This window comes from Melioribacteraceae bacterium, assembly GCA_035362835.1.
Taxonomy (GTDB): Bacteria; Bacteroidota; Ignavibacteria; order Ignavibacteriales; family Melioribacteraceae; genus DSXH01.
On the sequence record DAOSDY010000001.1, the window covers coordinates 949,721 to 975,023 of the forward strand.

Sequence of the window (25,303 nt, forward strand, 5' to 3'; positions counted from 1 at the left end):
TATTTAGTTCACAATTGTTATTCTTATTCCATTCTTATCTGTTCGCGCGGTTACTCTTACAACTGTTCTTCCGTTACGGCCAATTTCTTTGCCGGTTGCCGTAAAGGAAACCCGGTTTGAACGAACGGTTGCAGAGAAATTTCCCGCCGTGGTTCTTCTGAACTGACGGGGTAATGAAAACCCCGTATAGGTCCCTCCACCGCCCCCCTGGGCCTCCGGTTTTTTAAAGTGCTGCTGTGCCAGAAGGGATAAATCGTTTAATGTTGATATGAGCTGGTCCCTATTAGAGGTCTCATAATAATTATTTGCAAATGAAATTCCTGCAATTATCATGAGTCCTACAACTATAACACCTACTAATATTAATAATATCTGCTGGGAGCCCATATTATTATCGGGATTTGTTAGTAACTGACTTTTATTTAATACAATTTTGTATATAAAATCTACGGTTGTTATGATAAACATAAATAGACACTACTTCAAGGAAAAAGTTGATTTGTATTTTCTGTCTTTGTAAAAGGTTAGTAGAGGGGGCGGGCGGTTGATTTAGTTTGTTCCATTAATTAGGTTGACAAAAGAAATTTAATTATTAGAAAGCCCGCATATGAAAAATAAAATTCTCAATTTGATAAAACATCTGGAAAAACTATCTGCGGAAACAAAACCGCTCTGGGGAAAGATGACTCCCCGGCATATGATAGAACATCTGATCCTTGCCGTTAGAATGGGTAACGGCAGCTTGATTGTTGAATGCTTCAATCCGGAAGAAAAAATTTCCACACTAAAAAAATTTTTAATGAGCAGCCGGCCTCTTCCGAAAAACTTCATAAATCCCCTTATAGGAGAAGACCTTCTTCCTCTTGAATACGGAAGCATCGAAGAAGCTCTATCGGTTTTGAAACAAGAGGTTGACAAACATTACAGATTTTTTGAATTGAATCCCGATGCCACTACTACAAATGCAACTTTCGGAGATCTGAATAAGGACGAATGGGAAATATTCCACAGGAAGCATTTTCAACACCACCTGGAGCAGTTCGGAATAGCAATTGATAATGAATAGGGAATAATTATTTCCCGCTCTTTTCAATAACAGTATTTTTGCGGATTTTAGTGCATATATTTCCGGGTCTTATGAACATCAACAGGCTGTCAATCCTCTTATTAATTGTATCGTCAATTATTTCGCTGACAATGCCGCTGTTATTTATTAATCAGCTTCCGGATCTCGTTGCCTCTCATTTTAACGGTTCCGGCGAAGCCGACGGCTGGACAAGTAAATCGTCCTTAATGATAACCTACTACAGTGTCGTTTCAATCATGATATCAATTTTTGTAATAATTGTAGTGTTGATAAACAAAATTCCCGACAACATGATTAATCTTCCCAATAAATCCTACTGGCTTGAAAAATCAAGGAGAGAGGAATCTATTGAAAGCATCAGAAATTATTTAAGCTGGATTGGAATTGTATCAATCCTGTTCATGGTATTTGTTTTCAGCGAAATCTACTCGGCAAATATTAAAAGAACTTACAACATCGGGGACTCGGTCTGGATCTATCTGGTTATACTTCTAATCTCGATCATATTCATCATTATAAAAATATCTCTTCGTTTTAATAAAATTGAAAAACATTAACTATCCGGATTAACCATGCACACATTTAAAAAGATATTTCTTGCATCATTAGTTCTTTTACTATCCGCTCCGGTATCATTTTTAAGTCAGTCTTTTCCAATTATACCCAAGCCTGTTTTAATTGAAAACGGTGACGGATTTTTTACTATTGACAGGAATACAGCAATAACTTTCACCGAAGAGAACAATGAAGTAATTAAGCTGGCTCAACTCCTGGCGGGTAATATCGAGGCTGTAACCGGAGCTAAACCCGTAATTAAATCCGGGACAGTTTCTTCGAACATAATCGAGTTTGTTTTTGATCCGGGTATTCAGCAGGATGAGGGATACAAGATTGACATTTCATCTGATAAAATTGTTTTGAAGGGAAAAACGGGTGCGGGTTTGTTTTATGGAATTCAAACTTTAATTCAGTTATTCCCTCTTGAAAAAACCGGATCCATTCAGTTGAACAGCGTTGCAATAGAGGACTATCCCCGTTTCAAGTGGCGCGGTGTTCATCTTGATGTAAGCAGGCATTTCTTCCCTGTTGAATTCGTTAAAAAATATATCGATGTGCTTGCAATGTATAAGATAAACACTTTCCACTGGCATTTAACCGACGACCAGGGATGGCGAATCGAAATCAAGAAATATCCCGAACTTACAGAAATAGGATCTGTAAGAAAAGAGACTATGGGAGACGGAATTCCTCACAGCGGTTTCTTTACACAGAACCAGATCCGCGAAGTGGTTGAATACGCAAAACAGAAATACATTACCGTTGTACCGGAAATTGAAATGCCCGGCCACGCACTTGCCGCACTCACGGCTTTTCCCGAATTCTCCTGCACCGGCGGACCTTTTGAAGTTGGAACAATCTGGGGAGTATTCGAAGACGTCTTCTGCGCCGGAAACGATAGGACTTTTGAATTCCTTGAAAACATCCTTTCGGAAGTGATAGCGCTCTTCCCGAGCGAGTATATACATATCGGCGGTGATGAAGTGCCTAAGATACGATGGGAGAATTGTGAAAAGTGTCAGGCTAGAATTAAGAATGAAAATCTGAAAGACGAACACGAACTTCAAAGCTATTTTATTCATAGAATTGAAAAATTTCTTAATGCCAGGGGCCGTAAAATTATCGGCTGGGATGAAATACTTGAAGGCGGACTCGCGCCCAATGCCGCGGTTATGAGCTGGCGCGGTACCGAAGGCGGAATTGCCGCTGCTAAGATGAAACATTATGTCGTTATGTCCCCCGGTACGCACTGCTATTTCGATCACTATCAGGGATTGAGCGGTGAACCGATAGCTTTCGGTGGTTTTACACCTATAGAGAAAGTTTATTCCTATGAACCTGTTCCCGAAGTGCTTACCGATGAAGAAGCCAAATATATAATGGGTGCGCAGGCAAATATGTGGTCTGAGCGTTATGAATCTACAGATCATGTAGAATATATGCTTCTTCCCAGACTCTGTGCGCTAAGCGAAGTTGTATGGAGCGAAAAAAAATCGAGAAACGCAGCTGACTTTTTTTCAAGAATAACGACTCACTACGATCTTCTGACCAAGAAGAATTACAACTTCAGAATTCCTCCGCCATTAAACGAGAGCGGGGAACTCCTACTCGACAGGAACGAGGAAATAACTCTCAGCTCTCCCGTTAGAAACGGATCTATATATTATACGCTCGACGGTACTGAGCCCGAAACTAATTCATTGTCTTATACAGGTCCGCTCAGGTTTTCTGCTCCTCAGCTTTTAAAAGCTAAAACATTTCTCCCAAACGGAAAAAGCAGTCCTACGGCAACAGTTCAGATCAGTTTCGTTGATACAACCAGGAACGGTTTACTCTTTAAATACTTTGAGGGTGAGTGGGACAATCTGCCGGATTTTGAGAAAATGGAACCGGTGCGCGAGGGTAAAATTTATAAATTAGATATCGATAGAATTAATACGCGGCAGGATTATTTCGGTCTTGATCTGAACGGTTTTATTAATATTGAAAAGGAAGGTGATTACATATTTTATCTTACATCCGACGACGGAAGTAAACTCCTAATCGACAACCGTGTTGTTGTTGATAACGACGGATTGCATTCGGACAAAGAAGTAAGCAGTAAGATCTTTCTTAAAACCGGATTATATCCTTTCAGAATAATTTATTTTGAAAAGTTCGGAGGTCAGAGTCTAAAAGCTGAATTTGAAGGTCCTGGATTCAGAAAAAAACTGATTCCCGCAGACACGTTCTTTTTCTATAATCAATAGTGAATAAATTAAACCGGTTCTCTATGAAAAAAATTAAAAGCGGTCTATTCTTATTTTTTATTTTATTTACTGTTGCATATCCGCAGCAAGTAACCAAAAAGATAGCACTATTTCTAGCAAAGGATTTTCCATCCGTAGATATACCCGCAATCAACGAACCGGAGCTGAGAAGAATTTCCGCTCAGTACGACCATGATATTTTAAACAGCATCAGCTCTCTTAACGACAAGTTGAAGAGCGAAAGATACAATCTGCTGATACTGCCCTATGGCTCCGCATTTCCCCTTGATGCATGGGAGACTATTTACGCTTTTCTTGAATCCGGCGGAAGCCTTCTTTACATTGGCGGGTCTCCATTCAATCAACCGGTTATTTTTAAAGATTCTGTATGGACAAAAGGAATTCCCCAGCAGACTTTTGCCAGAAGACTGCTGATTGGTCCTGCCGAGAAGATTGAACTAAACTCCGAAAAATTCTACACAACCGAAAAGTTTATTAGTCTAAACAATTTTTCTTCACGGAATAATGAATTAGCCAGAATTTCAACCGTTTACGAATTTACAGTAAGGTTTACAACCGAAAAGGAGTTTCCGGCAGAGGACGGCTCATCAGGACCGAGGGACGCAGTACTCCGCCCGCTGGTTCAGCTGATTAATAGCGACGGATATCCTTTCGCAGCACCGGTCATTGAGATCGACCGTCTTCAGGGTAGAAGCGCCGGCGGCAGATGGATCTTCTCGGCAAGCAATGCTCAACTATCAGAAGAGCTTATAAAAAAACTGATCGACCGCGCACTTGAAGGTGCAATTGAATTTACAGCCAATCCGGTCTTTGCGTCAACCAACAAAGGAGAGAATCCTTTAATTCGGATTAATCTGTTCCGTCCGGGTAACCTGAACAACAATCCGGTAAAGCTGAAAGTAACCGTGAAAGACTCTCAGAACAGAAAAGTACTTCAAATTAATCCCGGACTATTTGGTACATCTGATTTTCATACATCCACGATTGAATTGAGAAGCCCCGAATCATTCAAAGAAGGATTTTATTCTGTTGAGATTGAAGCATTGAACATCGGTCACAATCCATCAATAATAACAACCGGATTCTGGGTGTGGGATGATAAGCTCGCATCGCAAGGACCGCGTATCACTGCATCAAAAGACTGGCTGCTGAAGGACGGTGAAATATTTCCCGTAATCGGTACGACTTATATGGCATCGGATGTGCATAGAAAATTTTTACTTGAACCGAATCCATTCGTATGGAATAAAGATTTCGAGACGATGAAAAAAACCGGAATCAATTTTATCCGGACCGGATTCTGGAATTCGTGGTCCAGATCGATGCTGGATAGAGGAGCAATTGACGAATCCTTTCTCCGCGCCCTGGATGCATATATTATGACGGCGGCAAAATATAATATTGTTGTCTGCCTCAATTTCTTTGCGTTTACTCCTCCGCTTAACGGAGGCACCAATCCTTATCTGGATCCCCGCGCCATTGAATGGCAGAAGACTTTTATCACATTAATTACAACACGTTATAAGAATGTAGGATGGATTCATTACGATCTTATTAACGAACCTTCTTATTCGCCTCCCAACGATATCTGGAAGAATGCACCAATCGGTGATCGATATGAAAAAGAGGCCTGGGCCGGATGGATAAACAGGAGACATAAAAATTCAGCCGCGCAAATTCAGAATCTCTGGCGCGATCCTTTCGGGGATATTCATTCGCCTCCATCCGAAAGCGAGTTAAGCTACAGAATCTATAAAGAAGACCGCCGCCCGCGTAAGGCGCTCGATTTCAATCTCTTCACACAGGATGTGGTTACGGCATGGGCAGATACCTTAAACAAGGTTATTAAGTCTGTATCAAATTCACTTGTAACTTTAGGACAGGACGAGGGTGGAACCGGCAACCGGCCGGCACAGCAATTTCATTATTCAGCCGTCGATTATACTTCGATTCATACCTGGTGGCTTAATGACGATCTGATGTGGGACGGGCTTATGACAAAAGTACCTGAGAAACCAAATCTGATTTCGGAGACTGGTTTGATGCGTCTCGAGGATATTGACGGTAATCTGTGGAGGACGCCGGAGAACGCTAAAAACCTTCTCGATAAAAAGTTTGCGCTCGGTTTTGCATCGCGCGGCGCGGGAATTGTTCAGTGGGCCTGGAATATAAATCCTTTCATGCCGATCGATAATGAATCGGCAATCGGAATTTTCCGTCCGGACGGCACCGCGAAAAAAGAAATTGAAACGGTTAGAAAGTTTTCAAACTTTTTTACAAAAGCCGCCGGAGTTCTAAGAGACTTCGATTCCGCGGAAATAATTGTTTTAATTCCTCATACAAAAATATTTTCGGGAAGGAAGAACGGCGATCTTTCAACAAAAAGAATCGTAAGGGCTTTAACCGATCACTTCGGAATAACTCCCCTTCTGCTCTCCGAATACAGGATCACATACGACCGGGTAAAGAATTCCCGGCTCATCATAGTACCGTCAGCAGAATTCCTGGACGACAATGCCTTAGAAGCTCTTAACAGTGCCGCCCGGAGCGGGATAAAGATTCTTTTCACCGGTTCGCTGGAAGGGAATTCATACGGTGAGCTTTCTAAAATGATATTAGAAACCGGAATAACAACAAAGTCAACGCCGGTATCTCTATATGAAAAATTCAGGATTGATGAATACGGTAACGGGATGACGGTTACATTCGACAACCAGCAGAATGAATTTATAAAGAAGTGCGGCAGGGAAAGTCTATATTCGACCGGGAATATCTTTCACGAACCTCTTCCTATCGAACTCGCAAAGGAAAAGGAGCCGCTGATTTTATTGCTAAGGAAGATTCTTAATGAAAGCGGATTTGATTATAGTTTCAGCGCCGAACCGGTATCAACAAGCATTCTTGCTTTTAATGATAAGGCCTTCATTGTTTTAGTAAATGAATCTACTACCGCTGCGCAAAGAGAAATAATATTAAACGGATTTAAGATTAAAACCGTAGTTGAAGCCGGATCGAGCAAGATTTTAATTGCCGATAAAACGAACGGCAGGATTTTGGTTGAATCCGAATAGAAGCAATAAAAAAAATCATCGCAACAGTTTTAATTAAGACCGGGTATATCCAATGAGAATTAACAGATTCCTTTTTACAGGTATAACTTTTTTTACACTTTTCTGTTTTTCAAATTCATTAGTAACGGCTCAGAATAGTCTTCTAAAATATGTTGACCCGTTTATCGGGACGGGCGGACACGGTCACACATATCCGGGTGCAACTGTACCATTCGGACTTGTACAGCTGAGTCCGGACACCGGAATAGAGGGCTGGGACTGGTGTTCCGGATATCACTACTCCGATAATTCCATTATGGGATTCAGCCACACTCACTTAAGCGGTACAGGCGCTACGGACTATGCCGATATTCTTCTTATGCCGACGACCGGTCAGATAAAGACAATCCCCGGAAGCAAGGAGAATCCCGATCAGGGATACAGATCACGTTTCAGTCATAAAAACGAATCTGCCTCTCCGGGTTATTATTCCGTTTATCTCGATTATTACAAAATTAAAGTTGAACTGACGGCAACCGAGCGATGCGGATTTCATAAATACACATTCCCGGAATCCGATTCATCAAATATTATAATCGATTTGAAGCACGGGCTCGATTCTGAAAGCGAAGGTTTCATCAGAGTAATCGACAACAATAAGATAGAAGGATACAGGAGATCGAGCGGTTGGGCAAAGGATCACACTTTTTATTTTCATGCCGTCTTTTCAAAACCTTTCAGAAAATCATTTCTTTTTGACAACGATCATTTAAGCAGCAGGAAAATTGAATTATCTGGAAAAAATACTAAAGCGGCGCTCCTCTTCTCAACAACTGAAAAAGAAGTTATTCTTGTGAGAATCGGTATTTCCGCAGTGGATATAGAGGGCGCCCGCAGAAATCTTGAAGCCGAAATTCCTCATTTCAATTTTCAAAAAACACTTGAAGACGCAGAGAATAAATGGAAAAAAGAATTATCGAAAATTATTGTTGAGGGCGGCACGGAGGATCAGAAAAAAATCTTCTATACAGCACTTTACCACACACTCATTACTCCAAATCTGTTCAACGATGTCGACGGAAGATATTTCGGAATGGACAGAAAAATTCATCAGTCGAATGATTTTGAATACTACTCCGTTTTTTCTCTCTGGGATACATTCCGGGCTGAACATCCGCTGCTTACAATTCTGGACAGGAAAAGATCGCTCGACTTCATCAAGACCCTTCTTTCTAAATATAAAGAAGGGGGACTTCTCCCAGTCTGGGAGCTTGCATCAAACGAAACCTGGACAATGATCGGTTATCATTCAATTCCGGTTATATTCGATTCCTACATGAAAGGGATCAGGGATTTCGATCATTCACTTGCTCTTGAAGCGATGATCAAAAGCGCGGAACGTGATCAGCACGGTTTAAGACTCTACCGCGAGCGCGGATTCATCCCGGCCGATAAAGAGAATGAGTCCGTTTCCAAAACTCTCGAATACGCTTATGACGACTGGTGTATCGCTCAATTCGCAAAGCTTACGGGGAATGATAAGGAGTTTAAAAAGTTTAATGCCCGCTCCCTTTTCTATAAGAACTTATTCGACGGGTCCACTGGATTTTTCCGTGGAAGGCTCTCAAACGGCGATTGGATTGAACCGTTCAATCCGAGAGAGGTGAACGCGATCTACACCGAGGCGTCCGCATGGCAGTATAATTTCTTTGTACCTCACGATGTAAAAGGATTGATTAAACTCCACGGCGGTGAAAAAAATCTTGTTTCAAAAATAGATCAAATGTTTGCCGAACCAAATAAGCTTGAAGGAAGACACCAGCCGGATATTACCGGTTTGATCGGCCAGTATGCTCACGGTAATGAACCGTCGCATCACGCCGTTTATCTTTACAATTATACTTCCTCCCCATGGAAAGCACAGGAAAGAATAAGAGATATTATGAACCGGCTCTATACAACCGCGCCCGACGGCCTCTGCGGAAATGACGATTGCGGACAACTATCGGCATGGTATGTTTTCAGTGCAATCGGTTTTTATCCTGTTGCGCCCGGACAGAATATTTATGTAACCGGCTCACCGGTTTTCGATAAAGTAACAATCCGCCTTGAGGACGGTAATCAGTTTATTGTAAAAACTCTTAATCAGTCTGAAAAGAATATGTTCATTACTAAGTCAAGATTGAATGGTTCAGAATATAATAAACCGTTTATCACTCACGACCTGATTATCCGCGGCGGAATAATCGAATTTGAAATGAGCCCATCGCCGGATAGCAGCTGGGGAACCGGCAAAGAAGGATTGTTTGCTATGAGACCGGAAGATGTGGAAATAGAGATGCCTCAAATTTCCGCACCGTCCGAAATATTTTATATGAATCAACCGGTAACACTTTTCTGCAATACTCCCGGTGCTGTAATTCATTACACGCTCGACGGAAGCGAACCGGATTCGGCATCTTCGGTCTACAAGGAACCGGTTAACATATCTGAAAGCCTCACGATTAAAACGATTGCCCGGCTTCCCGATGGCCGCGAGAGTCCCGTTGCTTCTTCACGATTTACGGAATCTCCTTACCCCCCGGCCAAATATAAAGTCTCTTTCGACGACCGTTATACAGGAGGCGGAGATATGGCTCTTACGGACGGAAGATACGGCACTGTAAGTTTTCAGAACGGAGAATGGCAGGGTTTTGAAGGCGAAGACCTCGAAGCCGTGTTCGATCTGACAGAAATTAAAACGATAAGCACACTTTCTCTTACAACTCTTAATGATCCGAATGTATGGATCTTTATGCCGAGAAAAGTGACCTACGAGATTTCAACAGACGGAATTAATTTTTCAAAGATCGCCGTAATTGAAAACGAATTTCCGCCCGAAATCACTTCTCTTCAGATAAAAAATTTTTCTGCGATATTTGAACCGGTCAAAGCCCGCTATATAAAAGTTACAGCCGAAAGTCTGAAAATCTGCCCCGACTGGCATAAAGGCGCCGGATATAAATGCTGGATTTTTATTGACGAGCTTAAAATTAACTGATATTAATTGTGAACTTATCTTCTTCGAGATGGCGTTTAAATACCGGATTGTAATTAAGAAAGGAATTAAATGAAAGACAGAGTAGTGCTTATAACCGGCGCAACAGACGGCATAGGCAGACAAACGGCCATCGAACTTGCTGAAAAGGGTTTTAATGTAATCGTACACGGCAGAAATGAATCTAAGACAAACATGGTTATGAACGAGATTAAAAAGATCTCCGGAAGTAATAATGTTTTTTCAGTAGCTGCGGATCTTTCTTCGCTGGATAACGTCCGTAAACTTGCCGATACGATTATTTCCAATTATTCCCGGCTCGATGTTCTTGTAAATAATGCCGGCATTTATATGAACAAGCTTGTTTATTCGCCGGAGAAGTATGAAATGACGTTTGCCGTAAACCACCTGTCCCACTTCCTGCTGACAAACCTGCTGCTTGAAATGTTAAAAAAGAGTGATGACGGACGAATAATAAATGTAAGTTCGATAGCCCATCAGAATGCAAAGCTGGACTGGAGCAATTTGAATTCGGAGAAGAGTTTCAGCAGTTACGGTACTTATGCATTATCAAAACTTGCCAATATCTTATTCTCTAACGAGCTCGCATCGCGTTTGAAGGGAACAAATCTAAAATCCAATTCTCTTCACCCGGGAGTAATTACTACAAAACTCCTCAAAACCGGATTTAATATGACCGGTGCTTCAGTAAAAAAAGGGGCTGAAACTTCGGTCTACCTGGCTTCATCAGAAAGAGCGGCATCCGTAAGCGGCGAATATTTTATTGACAGCAATATTTCGAAACCTCACCCTACGGCCGTTGACAGAACAGTGATGACACAATTCTGGTCTGTAAGCGAAGAGATGACGGAGCTCAATTAATCAATCTGTATTTAAGGGAAATGAATTATAGAATAATTCCGAAATTAATTGAAAGCTCAAATCCGCTGTAATTCAATCGTGTCCCAACAGCTTCCTTAAAATCCGATCCAAAATTATATCCGCCGCAGAGGCCTATCCTCAGCCAGCTTTCAATAAATGCGTCTATTCCTAAAGCGGTTCTCGCCGCAAATACAGATTCAACTTTGGTAACTGTGCTTGTGATTATACCGAGAGATACTTTGTTGGATGATGAGTGGCCCATATGAGCCCCTACCAGAACTGAAATATAGGGTCTAACATTTTCTTCAAATGCTATGAAATGCGGATAATACCGGACACCCGCAAGCAATGGTATTACTGTGGCGGCTTTCTGTTCTACACCGAGAAAGCTTACACCGCTGAAAACCTCTGCATTCAAAACTCCGGCACTCAATTCAAGCGCCCATTCATCCCGAAGCCAGTAATTGTAAAAGATGCCGCCGATGAAATTAGCTTCGGCTTTAACATTCACACTATAAACCGATACTTCATTCTGATTGAGCATTCCGATGCTGAAACCGAAACTGTGTTTTCCTTTTAAAGATCCGACACCTTCTTTGCTACTCTCTGTCTGTGCACTGGAATAATTTATTGCGATTATCAGAATAAGAAAGAATGCAATTCTCTTCATTTCGAATCCCCCTCCGGCTGGTTTACTTAAAACTTCTCTAATTCTAAAAATACTTCAGTTATGTATAATTATTTCTTCCAATTTATAACAGCATTTACTTCGATTCACTCTTTTCCGCTTTGAATTTCACTTCATACTTTTTCAGATAAGTGTTCTCAAACAGATTAAGAGTCATCTTCACACCGGACGTTTTGATATTGTAATTTCCGGCATTCAGTGTATCGATCTGATAATTCTGCGATCCGCAATCGGTTAAAAATCCGTCGATCGATTTTGTTGCATCTTTCTGCGTGTCGAATGAAAGATCGGCCTGAATCTGGTAGACGCCCGATTTATCAGCAATAAAAGTCGTTCTTTGTGTCTTAGTCTGGTAGAAAATACATTTCATATCAGGATTGCTTAAATCCTGATGTACCGGCTTACCGAACGTATTAATTATCTGATTTACACTCTTGCCTATCATCTGGCAATATTTTACCTGCTGTGCAATCGCCTGAACCGAAATCAACAATGATAATAGTAATGTAATTCTTATAGCAGTTTTCATTTTCTCCTCCCCATTCATTGATAATTTATTCTGGAAAAAGGAACGGAGTGATTTGTTATAAGTAAGCGGAGGGAAGACAGGAAAGAATATTGATAATGCCGCGACATTAACTTCACCTTTGAAGTAAATAAACGGACTTTAGACTGATTAATCTTACGACAAAATTATGATAATTTCAACGTGAAATTATATTTCGATACGCGTAATAACGCCGTGGAGTTTCTGATAAGGGAGTTCGAGAAACTGGACGAAATTGGAGGAAACGCGTTTTATGAAAGCAAATATCTTAAGCCAGGGTTTCTTTGCCTGTATATCGTCCGCGCCATAGAACATTACTTTCGAGTCGATATCCACTTCCTTCAGTATGCTGGTAATATCAAGCTTTTCCATATAACCGACCTGAATTTCGAGACCGGACAATCCTTCTGTAATCTCGGGTACGAAGAGTTTCTGCACGCCGAAAGGTTTATCCATCGTAGCAATTGAGATCAGAATATTCTGTTCATAGATGATATTGCCTCTTATAGTACTGTGTACCATATAGGGCGGGATCATATGAAGATCCTTTGTAAAGAACAATGCTGTACCCGGAAGGACTTTTCCGGTTTCATACAGCTGATTAAAGCTCTCTATATATGTATCGACCGGAAGCGAGCGGAATGAACGGTAAACGGCTTTGTTCCCGAGGGTCCAGATCTTTATTGTCAGAAACGGGATTGCAGCTATAACGATCGACCAGTAGCCGCCATGCGGAATTTTTGTGAATACCGCGGCAAGAAAGAGGAAATTTATAATCAGATTAAAAATGGAAATAATATACTTGAGCTTATGATTTTGAATAACAAATATTGACAGCATTAAAATTGCACTAATTGTCATTGTTCCGGTAACAGCCAACCCGTATGCCGCTGCTAGGTTGTGGGATTCCTTAAAAATAAAAATCATAAAGATAACTGCTGCTAAAAGTCCCCAATTAACCACACCAATATATATCTGAGACCTAAGATGAGTAGAGGTATATTTAACCTTAATTAAAGGGAAAATATGTGTTCGTATTCCCTGATACACTAACGAGAACATCGCGCTTATCATCGCCTGGGAGGCAATAATCGTTGCCATCAATGTTAAAATCAAAAACGGCACATAAAGAAACGGCACCTGACTTCTTACCATTTCGAATAAAATATTAATGCTGAATCCGTGTTCCAATGCATAAGCACCCTGACCAAAATAATTGAATACAAGGGCGAAAAAGACAAAATACCAGGCCCGTCTTATCGGCTCTCTTCCAAGGTGTCCCATATCAGCATAAATTGCCTCGCCTCCTGTCGCACAAAGGATTACTTCCGAAAGAACGAAAAATGCTGCAATTCCATTTTCGAACATGAATCCGACAGCATAATGAGGACTGATTGCTGAAATTATTTCAAGATTGCTAAATAAGGAAACCGAACCTGTAACTAATAGTGAAGAAAACCAAAAAACCATTATCGGTCCGAACGAGGTCGCAACTTTATCGGTTCCTTTAGATTGAACACTAAAAAGTAAAATAGTAATAACAATGGTAATTATGATAACGGTATTCTGATTTATATGCCCGATTCCGGGAATCAGTTCAAGTCCTTCAACAGCCGAAAGAATACTTATTGCCGGCGTAATTACACCGTCACCCATTAATAGAGCTATACCCACATATCCTAAAAATCCAACGAGCGCAACTGATCTTCCCTTCTTTAAATAACTATAAAGAATTTCCTTAAGAACAATTATACCGCCTTCACCTTTCTGGCTTAGACTCATTGCAAGTATTGCATATTGAATAGTAACAAGAATTACCAGTGTCCAGAATACAAGCGATAAAATTCCGAGGACATTTTCTTTTGTCGCCGGGGTTAAAAGAAATATAACCGTGAGCGTATAAATTGGACTTGTTCCGATATCGCCGAACACAAGTCCCATGGCTTTAACAATCTCTTTTAAATTAAATGGTGAGGTTTCTTTAGATGTCATTTTGGGGATTATTCGGTTTATTATAAAATAAACTCAATTTTCCGGTTAACCGAAAAGGACTGAATAGATCATATAACCCAGGCTGACTACTACTGTCAGTCCGAGTATCGTCATCAATAAGAAGAAAGCAAAACTATGTACTGTATTTTTTTTGTCAGGTGTTTCCATTATAGCTTTGTCTCATATTTTGTTTGTGACTAAAATATAAAAAGAAAACTATAATATGAAGAAGGAATTAGGGTCTATCCGATTCCGTTAATTCTAAAAAATCGGGACAATTCTCCAAATAAGGGACTGACAAATATCTTTAATTAATTATGAACTTAAACTAGCGCCCTTTTTTAAGGAGCTCTTTATTAAAATCAATAATCCGGGAAACATTCTCCGAGATGCTTTCCGTCTTAAAAAGAATATTCATGAAAAGAAGGTTGGTCCGGATCTTTGTAGATCCCTTTCTGATCCTGATCATCTGATTCCTGTCCAGCTTTTTAACCGACTTTTTCATTTCATGAATTTTTTCCTGAAGATCTTCGAGCTTTGAAAGATCCTTCTTAGCAAATTTACTCGCAACCAGGTCAAACTCAGCTGTAATAAAATTTTTCAATTCCTTAAAATCTTCTCTTTGTTCTTTAGAAAGTCCGGAATGATTATTATCCACATGTTCATAACATAATTTTGAGATGTCGTGAAGCGATGCGGAAACTTCTCTAACAGACGAAACTGTTTTGCCGAGATTCAAATCCTCGTTTGAAAACGTATCTTCAATTATTACAGCACCCTGCAAAATTTTACTCATAATAATTGAACCGTGGTCGTCGAGTTCTTTTGTTTCTTTAACGGCTTTTTTAAGTTTTTTTCTGTTCTCGTTTACAAGTCCCGAATACACATCGTCATAAATATTGTGAGCAGTAGAAAGGAATTGTTTTACATCGTTGACAAGGCTGTCGAGCAGAGCGGTTTTTTCATCCTCGCCTGCAGCCGCTTCCAGTTTTGCCGACTTCTTTTCCCTTTTTGTATGAAGAACATTTGAACGGATAATAAAGAACATCGCTCCAACAACAATAAGTATAGTGACCGTAAGTCCGCCGTAATACATCATAAGAGCTAAAATACTTGTGCTTGTAAATGCCAGGAATGCCGTGAGGAACCAGCCCGCAATTACAGTTAATACACCGCTTACTCTGTAAACTGCGCTTTCCCTTCCCCAGGCTTTATCTGCAAATGAACTGGACATGGCAACCATAAATGTAACATACGTTGTTGAAAGGGGCAGTTTGTAGGCTGTACCTAGAGATATTAAGCTGCTGGCAACCATCAGGTTAACAGTTGCTCGAATAAAATCGAACGCCGGACGGTCTTTCTTGCTGTAAACAGAGTGGTCGATTCCAGAAGTGTCGAATCTTTTCTCCAGTTTTGAATAAAGTCCATCCGGAATTATTTTTTTTATCGACTGTCCCAGGTTTAAGGAGAGTCGGACAATGTTTCTTGCAAGAGCGGATGATTCAAATTTCTCGTAGCCGTCGAACTGCCTGCCCAGATTAATTTCTGTTTTAGTTACAGTCCTTGCCTTTTTATTAAACCACAAAGTTGCGACCATTATTAAACCGGCAAGAATCAAAATTGCAGAATTTGTCTTGTCCGGATTTAAAAGAGCATCCATTGTAATTCCGAGAGGATCAGAACTTTGCGAAGCTATTTGATACGAACTTAATCCGGCCAGTGGAACGCCGATAAAGTTTACAAGGTCGTTGGCAGCGAATGCAAGAGCAAGAGAGAATGTACCTACCAGTACTATCGGTTTCAAAATGTTTATTTCAGTAAACCAGAGAAATAACTGAAGTATTATCGTCCAGAAGACGAAGCTTATTCCGAGTACGGCGAGTGTATGTGTAGCAATCCATTCAATCATTTCCGGAGAAAGAAATGTGGTTCCTTTGGCTCCCTTAACAAAAATAAAATATGTAATTGATGTCAGTGCAACAGCTCCCCATAGAGCACCGTAACGTTTAAGTGTCTTTTCGAAATTATATGTGAATATTAATCGTGAAAGATACTGCACAATGGCGCCGGCAGTAAATGAAACAACTACAGATAAAAGGATCGCAGAGAAAATTCCGAGAGCCCTTCCGGTATTTATATATTCACCGAGGAACTCAATTCCTCTGCCGGACTGTCCCAGTTTCACCAGGCCCATAACAACGCTACCGCCAAGCAAAGAGGAGACTAAAGAAACAGTTGTTGAAGTAGGCAATCCGAAAGTGTTAAACAGATCCAGCAGCAGTACGTCTGTAAACATAACTCCCAGGAATATAACCATCACCTCGTTCAGCGTGAACATAGTTGGATTAAAAAATCCGGAGCGTGCAACTTCCATCATACCGCTGGAGAAGAGAGTTCCAACTACAACACCCAGACTCGCTACAATAAGAATGATATGGCGCGGGGCAACTTTCGAGCCTAAGGAGGAATTAAGAAAATTCACCGCATCATTAGCAACACCAACAACCAGGTCCGATGTAGCCAGAACAAATAAAATGATTACAAGAAAAAGATAGGTTTCCACCCGGATACTCCAAAAGAATTATATATAAAATTTAAGTTCTTATCGGTAAGAAAAAATCAAAATGCTGGCTGTTAATTTAGAAATTATTGCAAATTATTTAAGCCGATTCATTTAAATGCAATGTTAACAAATTGTTAAGTTTTATCAGACCCCTTAAAAAACGCGAAAAAATGGGTTTGACATTTAAGATGAGATGCTTATTTTGCCCCAAATTTTAATGAGTTGTAATGGATGATAAGAATACCAAAGGCGACCTGGTAAGGAAACTCACACTTACAGCAGCGATAATGATTGTAGCCGGTTCGATGATCGGCTCGGGAATTTTCAGAAAACCTTCCGTTATGGCTGAACAGCTCGGATCACCCGAGCTTCTTATAATTGTATGGATAGCAGCCGGATTAATTACGATGATTGCCGTCCTTGTAAATGCCGAGATCTCCGGAATGATCGATTCCACCGGCGGCCAGTATGTCTACTTCAGGAAAATGTACGGTGATTTTACTGCTTACTTATACGGCTGGTCGATTCTTTCGGTAATTCAAACAGGAAGCCAGGCGGCAATAGCATATGTTTTTGCTGAGTACCTTGGTTACTTTATAAAATATCCTCAGCTGCCGCAATCGTGGCAGGAGTTTTCTATTTTCATGCCTCTCGTAGGAGATATCTATCCATTCGTCGATTTCGGTACAAAAGCAGTAGCCATATTATGCACTATATTTTTAACAGTCGTCAATTATATGGGTGTTTTTTTCGGCGGAATAGTTCAGACCATTGTTACATATATAAAAATTATTACAATTCTGCTAATAACTTTCCTGATAATTCTCTTCGGCAACGGAAGCCTTTCGAATATTTATACCGGTTTTACAATTCCCGAAGCCGTTTCTAAAAATTTATTCAGCTTAATCGGATTAGCATTTGCAGGCGCATTCTGGGCTTACGATGCCTGGAATAATATTACGTTTGTTTCAGGAGAGGTAAAAAACGCTAAGCGGAACGTTCCGTTAGGATTAATATACGGCACTTTAATTGTAATGGTTGTTTATGTTCTAATAAACGTGGCATATTTATATGTCCTTCCGATAGATGAAATGGCAAAATCGCCTCTCGTTGCGGCAAGCGCGGCAGAGAAGATATTCGGTTCAAACGGAGGAATGATTATATCGATTGCCGTAATCATATCGACATTCGGAGCTTTAAATGGAAGCATTCTCGCAACCGCGAGAGTCCCTTACGCAATGGCGCGGGCAAATCTTTTTTTTCATAGTCTCGGGAAAGTTCATCCCAAATACAGCACTCCGCACGTATCTCTTATCATTCAGGGAATCTGGTCGTGCATACTGGTAATGTCCGGTTCATTCGATACAATCACAGATTATGTAATATTCGCATCCTGGCTGTTCTACATGCTTGGTGCATTCGGTGTTTTTGTACTGAGAAGAAAAATGAAGGATGAAGAACGTGTCTTTAAAGTCTGGGGATATCCATACACACCGGCCATCTTTGTAATTTTCGCTTTCTTCTTTTTAATGAACACGATTATATCCGATACGAGCAACGCTATGATGGGATTAATACTCGTAGCAAGCGGATTACCGATGTATTTCTTCTGGAAATACCGGGATAAAAGAAATTAAAGTGAGAATTCCATTTTATATCTTTCGATCGAATCCCAGATAACCTTATAAGCTTCTTTTTTGCCGAGAAATTTCTCTACAATAACATGTTTATGCTCAAGCTTCTTATAATCCTCGAAGAAACGCTTAAGCTGAATCGTGGTGTGAGGAGGTAGATGCTTCAGATCATCAATATAGTTTAGAGAAATATCGTTTTTAGCCACAGAGATGATTTTATCGTCCTCCTCGTCGTCATCAACCATTCGCATAAGGCCGATTACTTTCGCTTCGATAATACAGAGAGGATCAACCTCCGCCGAACATAATACAAGTATATCTAGCGGATCCTGATCATCACAAAACGTTTGTGGAATGAATCCGTAATTAGCCGGGTAATGTACGGCTGAATAAAGAACACGATCGAGTTTTAAGAGTCCGCTTTCTTTATGCAATTCATATTTTGTTTTTGATCCGAACGGAATTTCAATAATTGCATTTAAAATTTCCGGTGCGTTCTTGCCGTAATCGACATGATGCCAAGGATTAAAACGCTGGGGTACAGTTTTTTTCTTTTTCATTATTCATCCCTGCCTTATGTGAGACAAATTAAACTCTACTTTATTTTATAATCGAAGCATCCCTTATTTTCCGGTAAGGGGTATCCGGATTCCAGTTCGGGAACAGATCGGAATTCGCAATATTCAGACCGATCCTGTAAACAAAATTAAGTTGATCCATCATTCCTTCCCTGTTCCATTTATCGGGTTCATAATTATCCGTAACTTTGTGGTAATTATTTTTTATCCATTCGCTTCCGGCCTTCTGCATGAATCCCTCGGGTTCTGTCATATGCTCGTTTCCGCTGCCGATATATACGGCGGGAATTCCGACCTTTGCAAAATTAAAATGATCCGAACGGAAAAAGGAGCCTGCTTCCGGGAACGACTCCGGAATAATTTTCTTATTAATTTTTTCTGCTTCTTCATTTATAAAATCATCAACCTCAGAAAGTCCGTAACCAATCGCAGAAAAATTCTTTGTCGGTCCGAAAATATTCAGCGCATCAATATTAACCGCAGCTACGGTTTTATTAATAGGGACCAGCGGATGTTTTACGTAAAAATCCGAACCGAGCAGACCGAATTCCTCCAGAGTAATTGCGAAGAATACGATTGATCTTTCAGGTTTGATTTCCAGTTTATTTACAGCATCAGCAATCGCAAGAATTCCTGCCACTCCTGTTGCGTTATCAACAGCACCGTTAAAAATCTGATCGCCCGTCAGAGTTGTATCAATACCGAAGTGATCCCAGTGACCCATAAAGAAAACATATTCATCGGGTCTCTTTGATCCCGGGATATAACCGAGCACATTATGTGTATTATGAAATTCAAGTTTATTTTTCATTGAGAGGGATGTAGTCAATTGCATCGGTTTGGATTTGAATCCTCTTGCCGCGGCAGATTTCAGTTCGTCATCAAGGTTCCAGCCGGCAAGCGCAAAAATCTCCTTTGCTTTCGAGGATGTAATCCATCCTTCGAATTTGCATGCGGAGGAATTGTTTTTACCGTCGTTGATAACGAGCTGCGGACCCGTCCTGCCGTTTTGAACCACGGCCCAGGGATAGCTTGCAGCACCGTCCTCGTGAATAATCAGAATGCCCGCAGCGCCCTGACGCGCAGCTTCTTCGTATTTATATGTCCAACGTCCGTAATACGTCATCTTTCTGCCGGTGAAAAGATTCTTGTCGGCCGTTGCATAACCGGGGTCGTTAACCATTACAATCACGATTTTATTTTTTACATCGATCCCCGCATAATCATTCCATCCATACTCAGGGGCAACAATACCGTAGCCTGCGAAAACAATTTCCGTACTATCAACTTCAACTTTATCTTCAATCCTTTTAGTTACTGCAACATAATCTACGGCGTGGTCGAGATTGACACTGCCGTTCGTTCCCTTTATTACAAGTTTCTTCGGGTATTCAGGGGAAATCTCAACAAGAGGGATTGGCTGAAGATAGCTGGCTCCGTTCATCGGTACCAGGCCGAGTTTTCTAAATTCCTCTACAAGATAATTAATCGTAATCTCTTCACCGGCAGAAGCGGGTTTTCTGCCGAGGAATTTATCGGAAGAGATCTCTTCAACATGCTTGACGAACACTTCTTCATTCACAACCGGAACTTCATTTGATTTATCCGAGCATCCGGCAATGAATAATGCTATAATTCCAAAAACCGAAACGAATAATCCGCGCTTCATATAAATTCCTATTCTGTTTTTATAAATATGATTGGTAATTATTTATTCAGAATTCTATTTTTAGTTCACTTAATTAAAGAAATTACGTGTCCAATTTCATAAAAGTAGAATTGAGAGTAAAATGAAAAAGATATTTTTATTTATGATCATTCCGGCTTTTCTGTTTGCGCAATTCGGTTCGCAGGATTCCGGAGGAAAACTTCTCCCCGGCCAGGCCTGCTATGACGTAAAGCATTATGATATTAATCTTACGATCGATCCTTCAGAAAAAGCTATAGGGGGGAGTGTTATATTAACCGCTGCCGCAGTTACAGATTTCAGAGAGATGATTATTGATCTCGACACTACATTTACAATTAGTGATATCGAACTTCTGAACCTCCCTACAAATTCATTATCATATATTTATTCTCCCGGGAAAATTCTTGTAACATTCAATAAGGAGGTTAAAGCCGGAAGCAGTTTTGCACTGGCAATAACATACAGCGGTTCGCCGCGTATCGCAAAGAATCCGCCGTGGGACGACGGATTTCTCTGGCGTAAAACGAAGGATAATACAGATTGGATTACACTCACATGCCAGGGGGGCGGCGCGGATATCTGGATTCCATGCAAGGATCATCCGGGCGACGAGCCCGATTCCGTTTCTCTCCGGTTCACTTACCCGGATAATCTTGAATGCATTGCGAGCGGAAGATTTATATCATTAACCGATAATAAGAACGGAACAAAGACTTCCAGATGGTTTGTCTCCAATCCTATCAATAATTATAATATCATGTTTTACCTTGGTCCGTATAAACCGATTGAATACGACTATACAAGTATTGCCGGCGGAAAAATCCCTTTTACAGTCTGGGTCCTGCCGGAGAATTATGAGAAAGCCAAAGCACATTCGGTCCAATTCCTGCAGCACATGAAAGTAAATGAGGAGTTGTGCGGACCGTATCCGTTCCGGGCTGATAAATATGCCGTTGTAGAAACTCCGCACTTAGGTATGGAACATCAGACCGCTATAGCTTACGGATTCGGATGGAAAGACGATCCGAGCTTTCCGATCGACTGGCTTCACCACCACGAATTTTCGCACGAATGGTTCGGTAATCTTGTGACAGTGAAGGACTGGAGCGATTTCTGGATTCACGAAGGAATTGGACTTTACTTACAACCGCTTTATCTCGAAAAAGTTTATGGCAAAAAAGAATATATCGAATATTTAAGAAAGTATAAGAGAATTGCAAATAAAAAACCGGTGGCTCCTAGAGCTGAACTTACAAGCGGCGAAGCTTATACCGGTGATATTTATAATAAAGGGGCATGGATTGTTCATACACTCCGTTACTATGTCGGCGATGATGCATTTTTCAAAATCCTTAGAAGATGGGCATATCCGACTGAAGAGATGGAACGGATTACGGACGGCAGACAATGCAGAAACGCCGATACAGACGAAATGATGAGTATTGCCGAAAAATATTCCGGTAAAAAGCTGGACTGGTTTTTTGAAGTCTATCTAAGGAACGCCCCCATTCCAAAACTTCATTACTCAATTGAAGAAGGTAGGCTTGTACTCCGCTGGGAAACAGTAAACAATCTGCCTTTTGAATTACCGGTTGAAGTTAAATCGGGAGATAAGATTTCCAGAGTTGAAATGAAAAACGGGAAAGGCGAAATTACACTTACAAACAGAAACGATTTTGTTATTGATCCCGATGAATGGATCCTGATGGATTTAGTAACAAAATAATCGAAAGGAAATATGAACGAAACAATAATACTTTTAATAATCGGCTTAATTGCCGGGCTTGTAAGCGGCGTACTTGGACTGGGAGGCGGAATAGTTGTTATTCCGCTGCTGGTAGCTTTCCTCGGTTATTCACAGAAGGATGCTCACGGTACTTCTCTCGGCTTCCTGCTTCTGCCGATCGGAATTCTGGCTGTTATGAATTACTATAAAGCAGGCCACGTCCACGTTAAAGCGATCGGTATTATGATAATAACCTTCCTGATCGGAAGCTACATTTCTTCCCTCTACGCACTTTCGATTCCGGAAGGGACGTTAAAAAAAATCTTTGCTGTGTTTCTCTTTTTATATGCAATGAAACTGTTTTTCTGGAAATAGTCCGAGGCAACCATTTTTAACAGGTCAATATCACGAACCGCAGCGCTACTTCTCGCGCTTCTAGTAACCTTTTTATGGTCAACTTCGTTTGTGATAATTAAGCTGGGTCTGAAAGAAATTCCTCCCCTTACTTTCGCAGGATTGCGCTATTTCATTGCTTTTATTGTTTTACTTCCGTTTGTTTTCCGTAAGGACCGGATTGAAGAGATTAAGAGTTACGACCGGATTACCTGGCTTAAACTCTTCTCGCTTGGAATTATTTTTTATACTGCTACGCAGGGGACACAGTTCATTGGACTCTCCCTTTTGCCAAGCGTAACAGTAACTCTCTGGCTAAATTTCTCGCCGATAATAGTCGCAATACTTGGAATCAAATTTCTTTCAGAAAAACCTTCATCAAGACAATGGGCCGGTTCATTTCTCTTTCTAGCCGGTGTTATAATTTATTTTTTACCGGTCTCCCTCACCGGCGATCAGACTCTTGGACTGATTGTAATGACTGCCGGAGTTCTTGCGAATTCAGGTTCGTCTATACTGGGAAGAGAGATTAACCGGACAGGAAAACATCATCCTTTAATTGTAACAGTAATAAGCATGGGCACCGGCGCGGTATTGCTTCTAATAATCGGAATTTCTGTGCAAGGGCTCCCGCCGATAAGCACATCAAATATATTATATCTTCTGTGGCTTGCGCTGATCAATACTGCATTTGCGTTTACAATATGGAATTTATCTCTTAGAAAACTTACAGCGATGGAATCGAGTATTATTAACAATACGATGCTCATTCAGATTGCGGTACTTGCCTGGATTTTCCTGGGTGAATCAATAACCATAAAAGAACTGGCGGGTTTGGTTACCGCCGCTATAGGCGCGCTTCTTGTTCAATTGAAACCCCGATAAATCAGGTTTTGCAGATCTTCGGAATCCCTCCGCTAAATCCGAATCCTTTTACTGTTCAATTCATCTAACTTTCCAAAAACAGGAGAATTTATGTTAAGAACCAACCTCACACACGTATTATCCGAACAGGAACACTCTAAACTTCTTCAGGAAAACGAAAATGTCATGATTTGCTGCGGAAGAATGGGTCCTATGTGTATTCCGGTATATGAGTCGATGGAGGAACTTGAAAGCGAATATAAAAATGTGAAATTCGCTGATATGGAATTCGACACACCCGATGCCCGCGTTATAAGAAATTTACCCGAATGCAGGAGCTTCCAGGGATTGCCTTTTGTTGTTTATTATAAGAATGGAAAAGTTGTGAAAGCGACAAGCTCCATCCAGTCCAAAGAACAGATAACCGAAATTCTTGACGAACAATTCGGAAAGAAATAATCTTTCTTGAGCGGGAGAAATTAAGATGCAGAATCATTTCGATGTAATTGTGATTGGCGCCGGAGCGGCCGGACTTACCGCCGGAATTTATCTTTCTAGAGCTAAGGTTAACACCCTTATACTTAACGAAGGAGCTGTCGGCGGACAGATGGTACTCACTCACGAAATCGCCAACTATCCGGGAGTTGAAAGTATTAGCGGTTACGAACTTGCTAGAATTATGAAGAGTCAGGCACAGAAATTCGGATGCACAATTAAGAGCAACCTTAAAATAACCGGTATGAATCTGCAGGGCGAGATAAAAGAGATTACAGTAAATAATAAGGATGTTTATACCGCTCATGCGGTGATAATCGCAACGGGCGGAAAGTCGAGAACAATAGGAGCCCCGGGAGAAGATCGGTTTAAAGGGAAAGGCATTTCATACTGCGCAACATGCGACGGCGACTTTTTCCAGGATAAGGAAATTGTTGTTGTGGGCGGAGGTAATTCCGCGCTTGAAGAGGCGGTTTCTCTTACAAAGTATGCTTCCAAGGTAACAATAGTCCATCAGTTCGATCATTTCCAGGCATTCGAACACTATATTGATGAGGCCAGAAAAAACCCGAAAATAAACTTTATTATGGAATCGAAGATTATTGAATTTTCCGGTGATGAAAAACTTGAGAGAATTAAAATTCAGAATCAGAACACCGGAGAGATTACTAAAATGACTATCGACGGGGTATTTATATTTATCGGATATGTTCCCAATACAGAAAAAATTGCCGGGATATTAGATCTGAATCAATACGGAGAGATAGTAGTTGATAAGAATATGTCAACCAATTTAAAGGGTGTATATGCCGCGGGAGATTCGATTGCCAAACGTTACCGGCAGGTTACAACAGCTGTAGCGGACGGTACAATAGCCGCCCTCAGTGCTGCGGAATATGTTAATAAACTCAGAAAAGAATTGATACCCTCCTGATTTATTAAATCCCAACGATTTGCTTTTATGAAAGCATCTCTTTTAGTTTTGCTAAGGAGATGCTTTTTTTATGAACTTCAACATAACTGCCATTGCTTAGATTCTTTATTATCTCAATTGAGACGAATCATCTGGATGGATCACTATTAAATTATGTTGGCTCACTGGTTGAGACGTAGTGCTATCTGAATAAACTCAAAAAACTTTCATACCATGCAGGATGTAAACACTTCTATTGTTTCAGCTTTTCGAATAATTAAAAAATTGAATAACCTTTCTCTTATAATAAATCGCGGAGCAACAATCATAAAAACT

The 25,303-nt window shown here is 40.7% G+C and carries 20 protein-coding genes; 12 read left to right on the forward strand and 8 right to left on the reverse strand.

Annotated elements, in window-relative coordinates:
* Nucleotides 1-3: 3 nt before the first annotated feature.
* Nucleotides 4-468, reverse strand: a complete 465-nt coding sequence (locus tag PLZ15_03960; GenBank protein ID HOI28892.1) for a hypothetical protein — start codon at nt 466-468, stop codon at nt 4-6.
* Nucleotides 469-607: 139 nt separating this feature from the next.
* Here PLZ15_03960 and PLZ15_03965 point away from each other — a divergent pair, with 139 nt between their 5' ends.
* The 6 genes from PLZ15_03965 to PLZ15_03990 all read left to right on the forward strand — a co-directional run bounded on the left by PLZ15_03965 (nt 608) and on the right by PLZ15_03990 (nt 10,884).
* A complete protein-coding gene (locus tag PLZ15_03965) occupies nt 608-1,066 on the forward strand; it encodes a hypothetical protein (GenBank protein HOI28893.1) in 459 nt (152 codons plus the stop codon).
* A gap of 71 nt (nt 1,067-1,137) precedes the next feature.
* Nucleotides 1,138-1,644: a DUF1648 domain-containing protein gene (locus tag PLZ15_03970; protein HOI28894.1), complete on the forward strand. Its 507-nt coding sequence runs from the start codon at nt 1,138-1,140 to the stop codon at nt 1,642-1,644.
* Nucleotides 1,645-1,659: 15 nt separating this feature from the next.
* Nucleotides 1,660-3,894 (forward strand): family 20 glycosylhydrolase, encoded by a 2,235-nt coding sequence (locus PLZ15_03975; GenBank protein HOI28895.1) that lies wholly within the window; start codon nt 1,660-1,662, stop codon nt 3,892-3,894.
* A gap of 23 nt (nt 3,895-3,917) precedes the next feature.
* Nucleotides 3,918-6,986 carry a cellulase family glycosylhydrolase gene (locus PLZ15_03980; protein ID HOI28896.1) on the forward strand — a complete coding sequence of 1,023 codons (3,069 nt, stop codon included), beginning with the start codon at nt 3,918-3,920 and terminating at the stop codon, nt 6,984-6,986.
* Nucleotides 6,987-7,038: 52 nt separating this feature from the next.
* The gene (locus PLZ15_03985; GenBank protein HOI28897.1) at nt 7,039-10,005 is read left to right on the forward strand and encodes a GH92 family glycosyl hydrolase; all 2,967 of its coding nucleotides are present in this window, start codon (nt 7,039-7,041) and stop codon (nt 10,003-10,005) included.
* Between the two features lie 69 nt (nt 10,006-10,074).
* Nucleotides 10,075-10,884, forward strand: a complete 810-nt coding sequence (locus tag PLZ15_03990; GenBank protein ID HOI28898.1) for an SDR family oxidoreductase — start codon at nt 10,075-10,077, stop codon at nt 10,882-10,884.
* 25 nt (nt 10,885-10,909) lie between these two features.
* On the opposite strand, the gene PLZ15_03995 is transcribed toward PLZ15_03990, so the two are convergent.
* The 5 genes from PLZ15_03995 to PLZ15_04015 all read right to left on the reverse strand — a co-directional run bounded on the left by PLZ15_03995 (nt 10,910) and on the right by PLZ15_04015 (nt 16,674).
* Nucleotides 10,910-11,554, reverse strand: coding sequence for an OmpW family outer membrane protein (locus tag PLZ15_03995; GenBank protein HOI28899.1), 645 nt, complete (start codon nt 11,552-11,554; stop codon nt 10,910-10,912).
* Nucleotides 11,555-11,648: 94 nt separating this feature from the next.
* A complete protein-coding gene (locus PLZ15_04000) occupies nt 11,649-12,101 on the reverse strand; it encodes a hypothetical protein (protein HOI28900.1) in 453 nt (150 codons plus the stop codon).
* Nucleotides 12,102-12,287: 186 nt separating this feature from the next.
* Nucleotides 12,288-14,111: a KUP/HAK/KT family potassium transporter gene (locus PLZ15_04005; GenBank protein ID HOI28901.1), complete on the reverse strand. Its 1,824-nt coding sequence runs from the start codon at nt 14,109-14,111 to the stop codon at nt 12,288-12,290.
* Between the two features lie 45 nt (nt 14,112-14,156).
* On the reverse strand, nt 14,157-14,279 hold the full coding sequence (locus PLZ15_04010; GenBank protein ID HOI28902.1) for a hypothetical protein: 123 nt from the start codon (nt 14,277-14,279) through the stop codon (nt 14,157-14,159).
* A gap of 160 nt (nt 14,280-14,439) precedes the next feature.
* A complete protein-coding gene (locus PLZ15_04015; GenBank protein ID HOI28903.1) occupies nt 14,440-16,674 on the reverse strand; it encodes an inorganic phosphate transporter in 2,235 nt (744 codons plus the stop codon).
* A gap of 227 nt (nt 16,675-16,901) precedes the next feature.
* Here PLZ15_04015 and PLZ15_04020 point away from each other — a divergent pair, with 227 nt between their 5' ends.
* A complete protein-coding gene (locus PLZ15_04020) occupies nt 16,902-18,311 on the forward strand; it encodes an amino acid permease (GenBank protein ID HOI28904.1) in 1,410 nt (469 codons plus the stop codon).
* Here the strand turns inward: PLZ15_04020 and PLZ15_04025 are convergent.
* Entirely contained in the window at nt 18,308-18,868 is a 561-nt protein-coding gene (locus tag PLZ15_04025; GenBank protein ID HOI28905.1) for an inorganic diphosphatase, read from the reverse strand. The two genes, PLZ15_04020 and PLZ15_04025, sit on opposite strands and share 4 nt — an antisense overlap.
* A gap of 40 nt (nt 18,869-18,908) precedes the next feature.
* Nucleotides 18,909-20,555 carry a M28 family metallopeptidase gene (locus PLZ15_04030; GenBank protein HOI28906.1) on the reverse strand — a complete coding sequence of 549 codons (1,647 nt, stop codon included), beginning with the start codon at nt 20,553-20,555 and terminating at the stop codon, nt 18,909-18,911.
* Between the two features lie 121 nt (nt 20,556-20,676).
* Between PLZ15_04030 and PLZ15_04035 the strand changes: the two genes are divergently transcribed.
* The 5 genes from PLZ15_04035 (at nt 20,677) to trxB (ending at nt 24,988) form a co-directional block, all read left to right on the forward strand.
* Nucleotides 20,677-22,302, forward strand: a complete 1,626-nt coding sequence (locus tag PLZ15_04035) for a M1 family metallopeptidase (GenBank protein ID HOI28907.1) — start codon at nt 20,677-20,679, stop codon at nt 22,300-22,302.
* 12 nt (nt 22,303-22,314) lie between these two features.
* Nucleotides 22,315-22,677 carry a sulfite exporter TauE/SafE family protein gene (locus PLZ15_04040; GenBank protein ID HOI28908.1) on the forward strand — a complete coding sequence of 121 codons (363 nt, stop codon included), beginning with the start codon at nt 22,315-22,317 and terminating at the stop codon, nt 22,675-22,677.
* A 27-nt stretch (nt 22,678-22,704) separates the two neighbouring features.
* Entirely contained in the window at nt 22,705-23,580 is an 876-nt protein-coding gene (locus tag PLZ15_04045) for a DMT family transporter (protein HOI28909.1), read from the forward strand.
* Nucleotides 23,581-23,670: 90 nt separating this feature from the next.
* Nucleotides 23,671-24,018, forward strand: coding sequence for a thioredoxin family protein (locus PLZ15_04050; GenBank protein ID HOI28910.1), 348 nt, complete (start codon nt 23,671-23,673; stop codon nt 24,016-24,018).
* A gap of 25 nt (nt 24,019-24,043) precedes the next feature.
* A complete protein-coding gene (gene trxB, locus PLZ15_04055; protein HOI28911.1) occupies nt 24,044-24,988 on the forward strand; it encodes a thioredoxin-disulfide reductase in 945 nt (314 codons plus the stop codon).
* Nucleotides 24,989-25,303 lie beyond the last annotated feature (315 nt).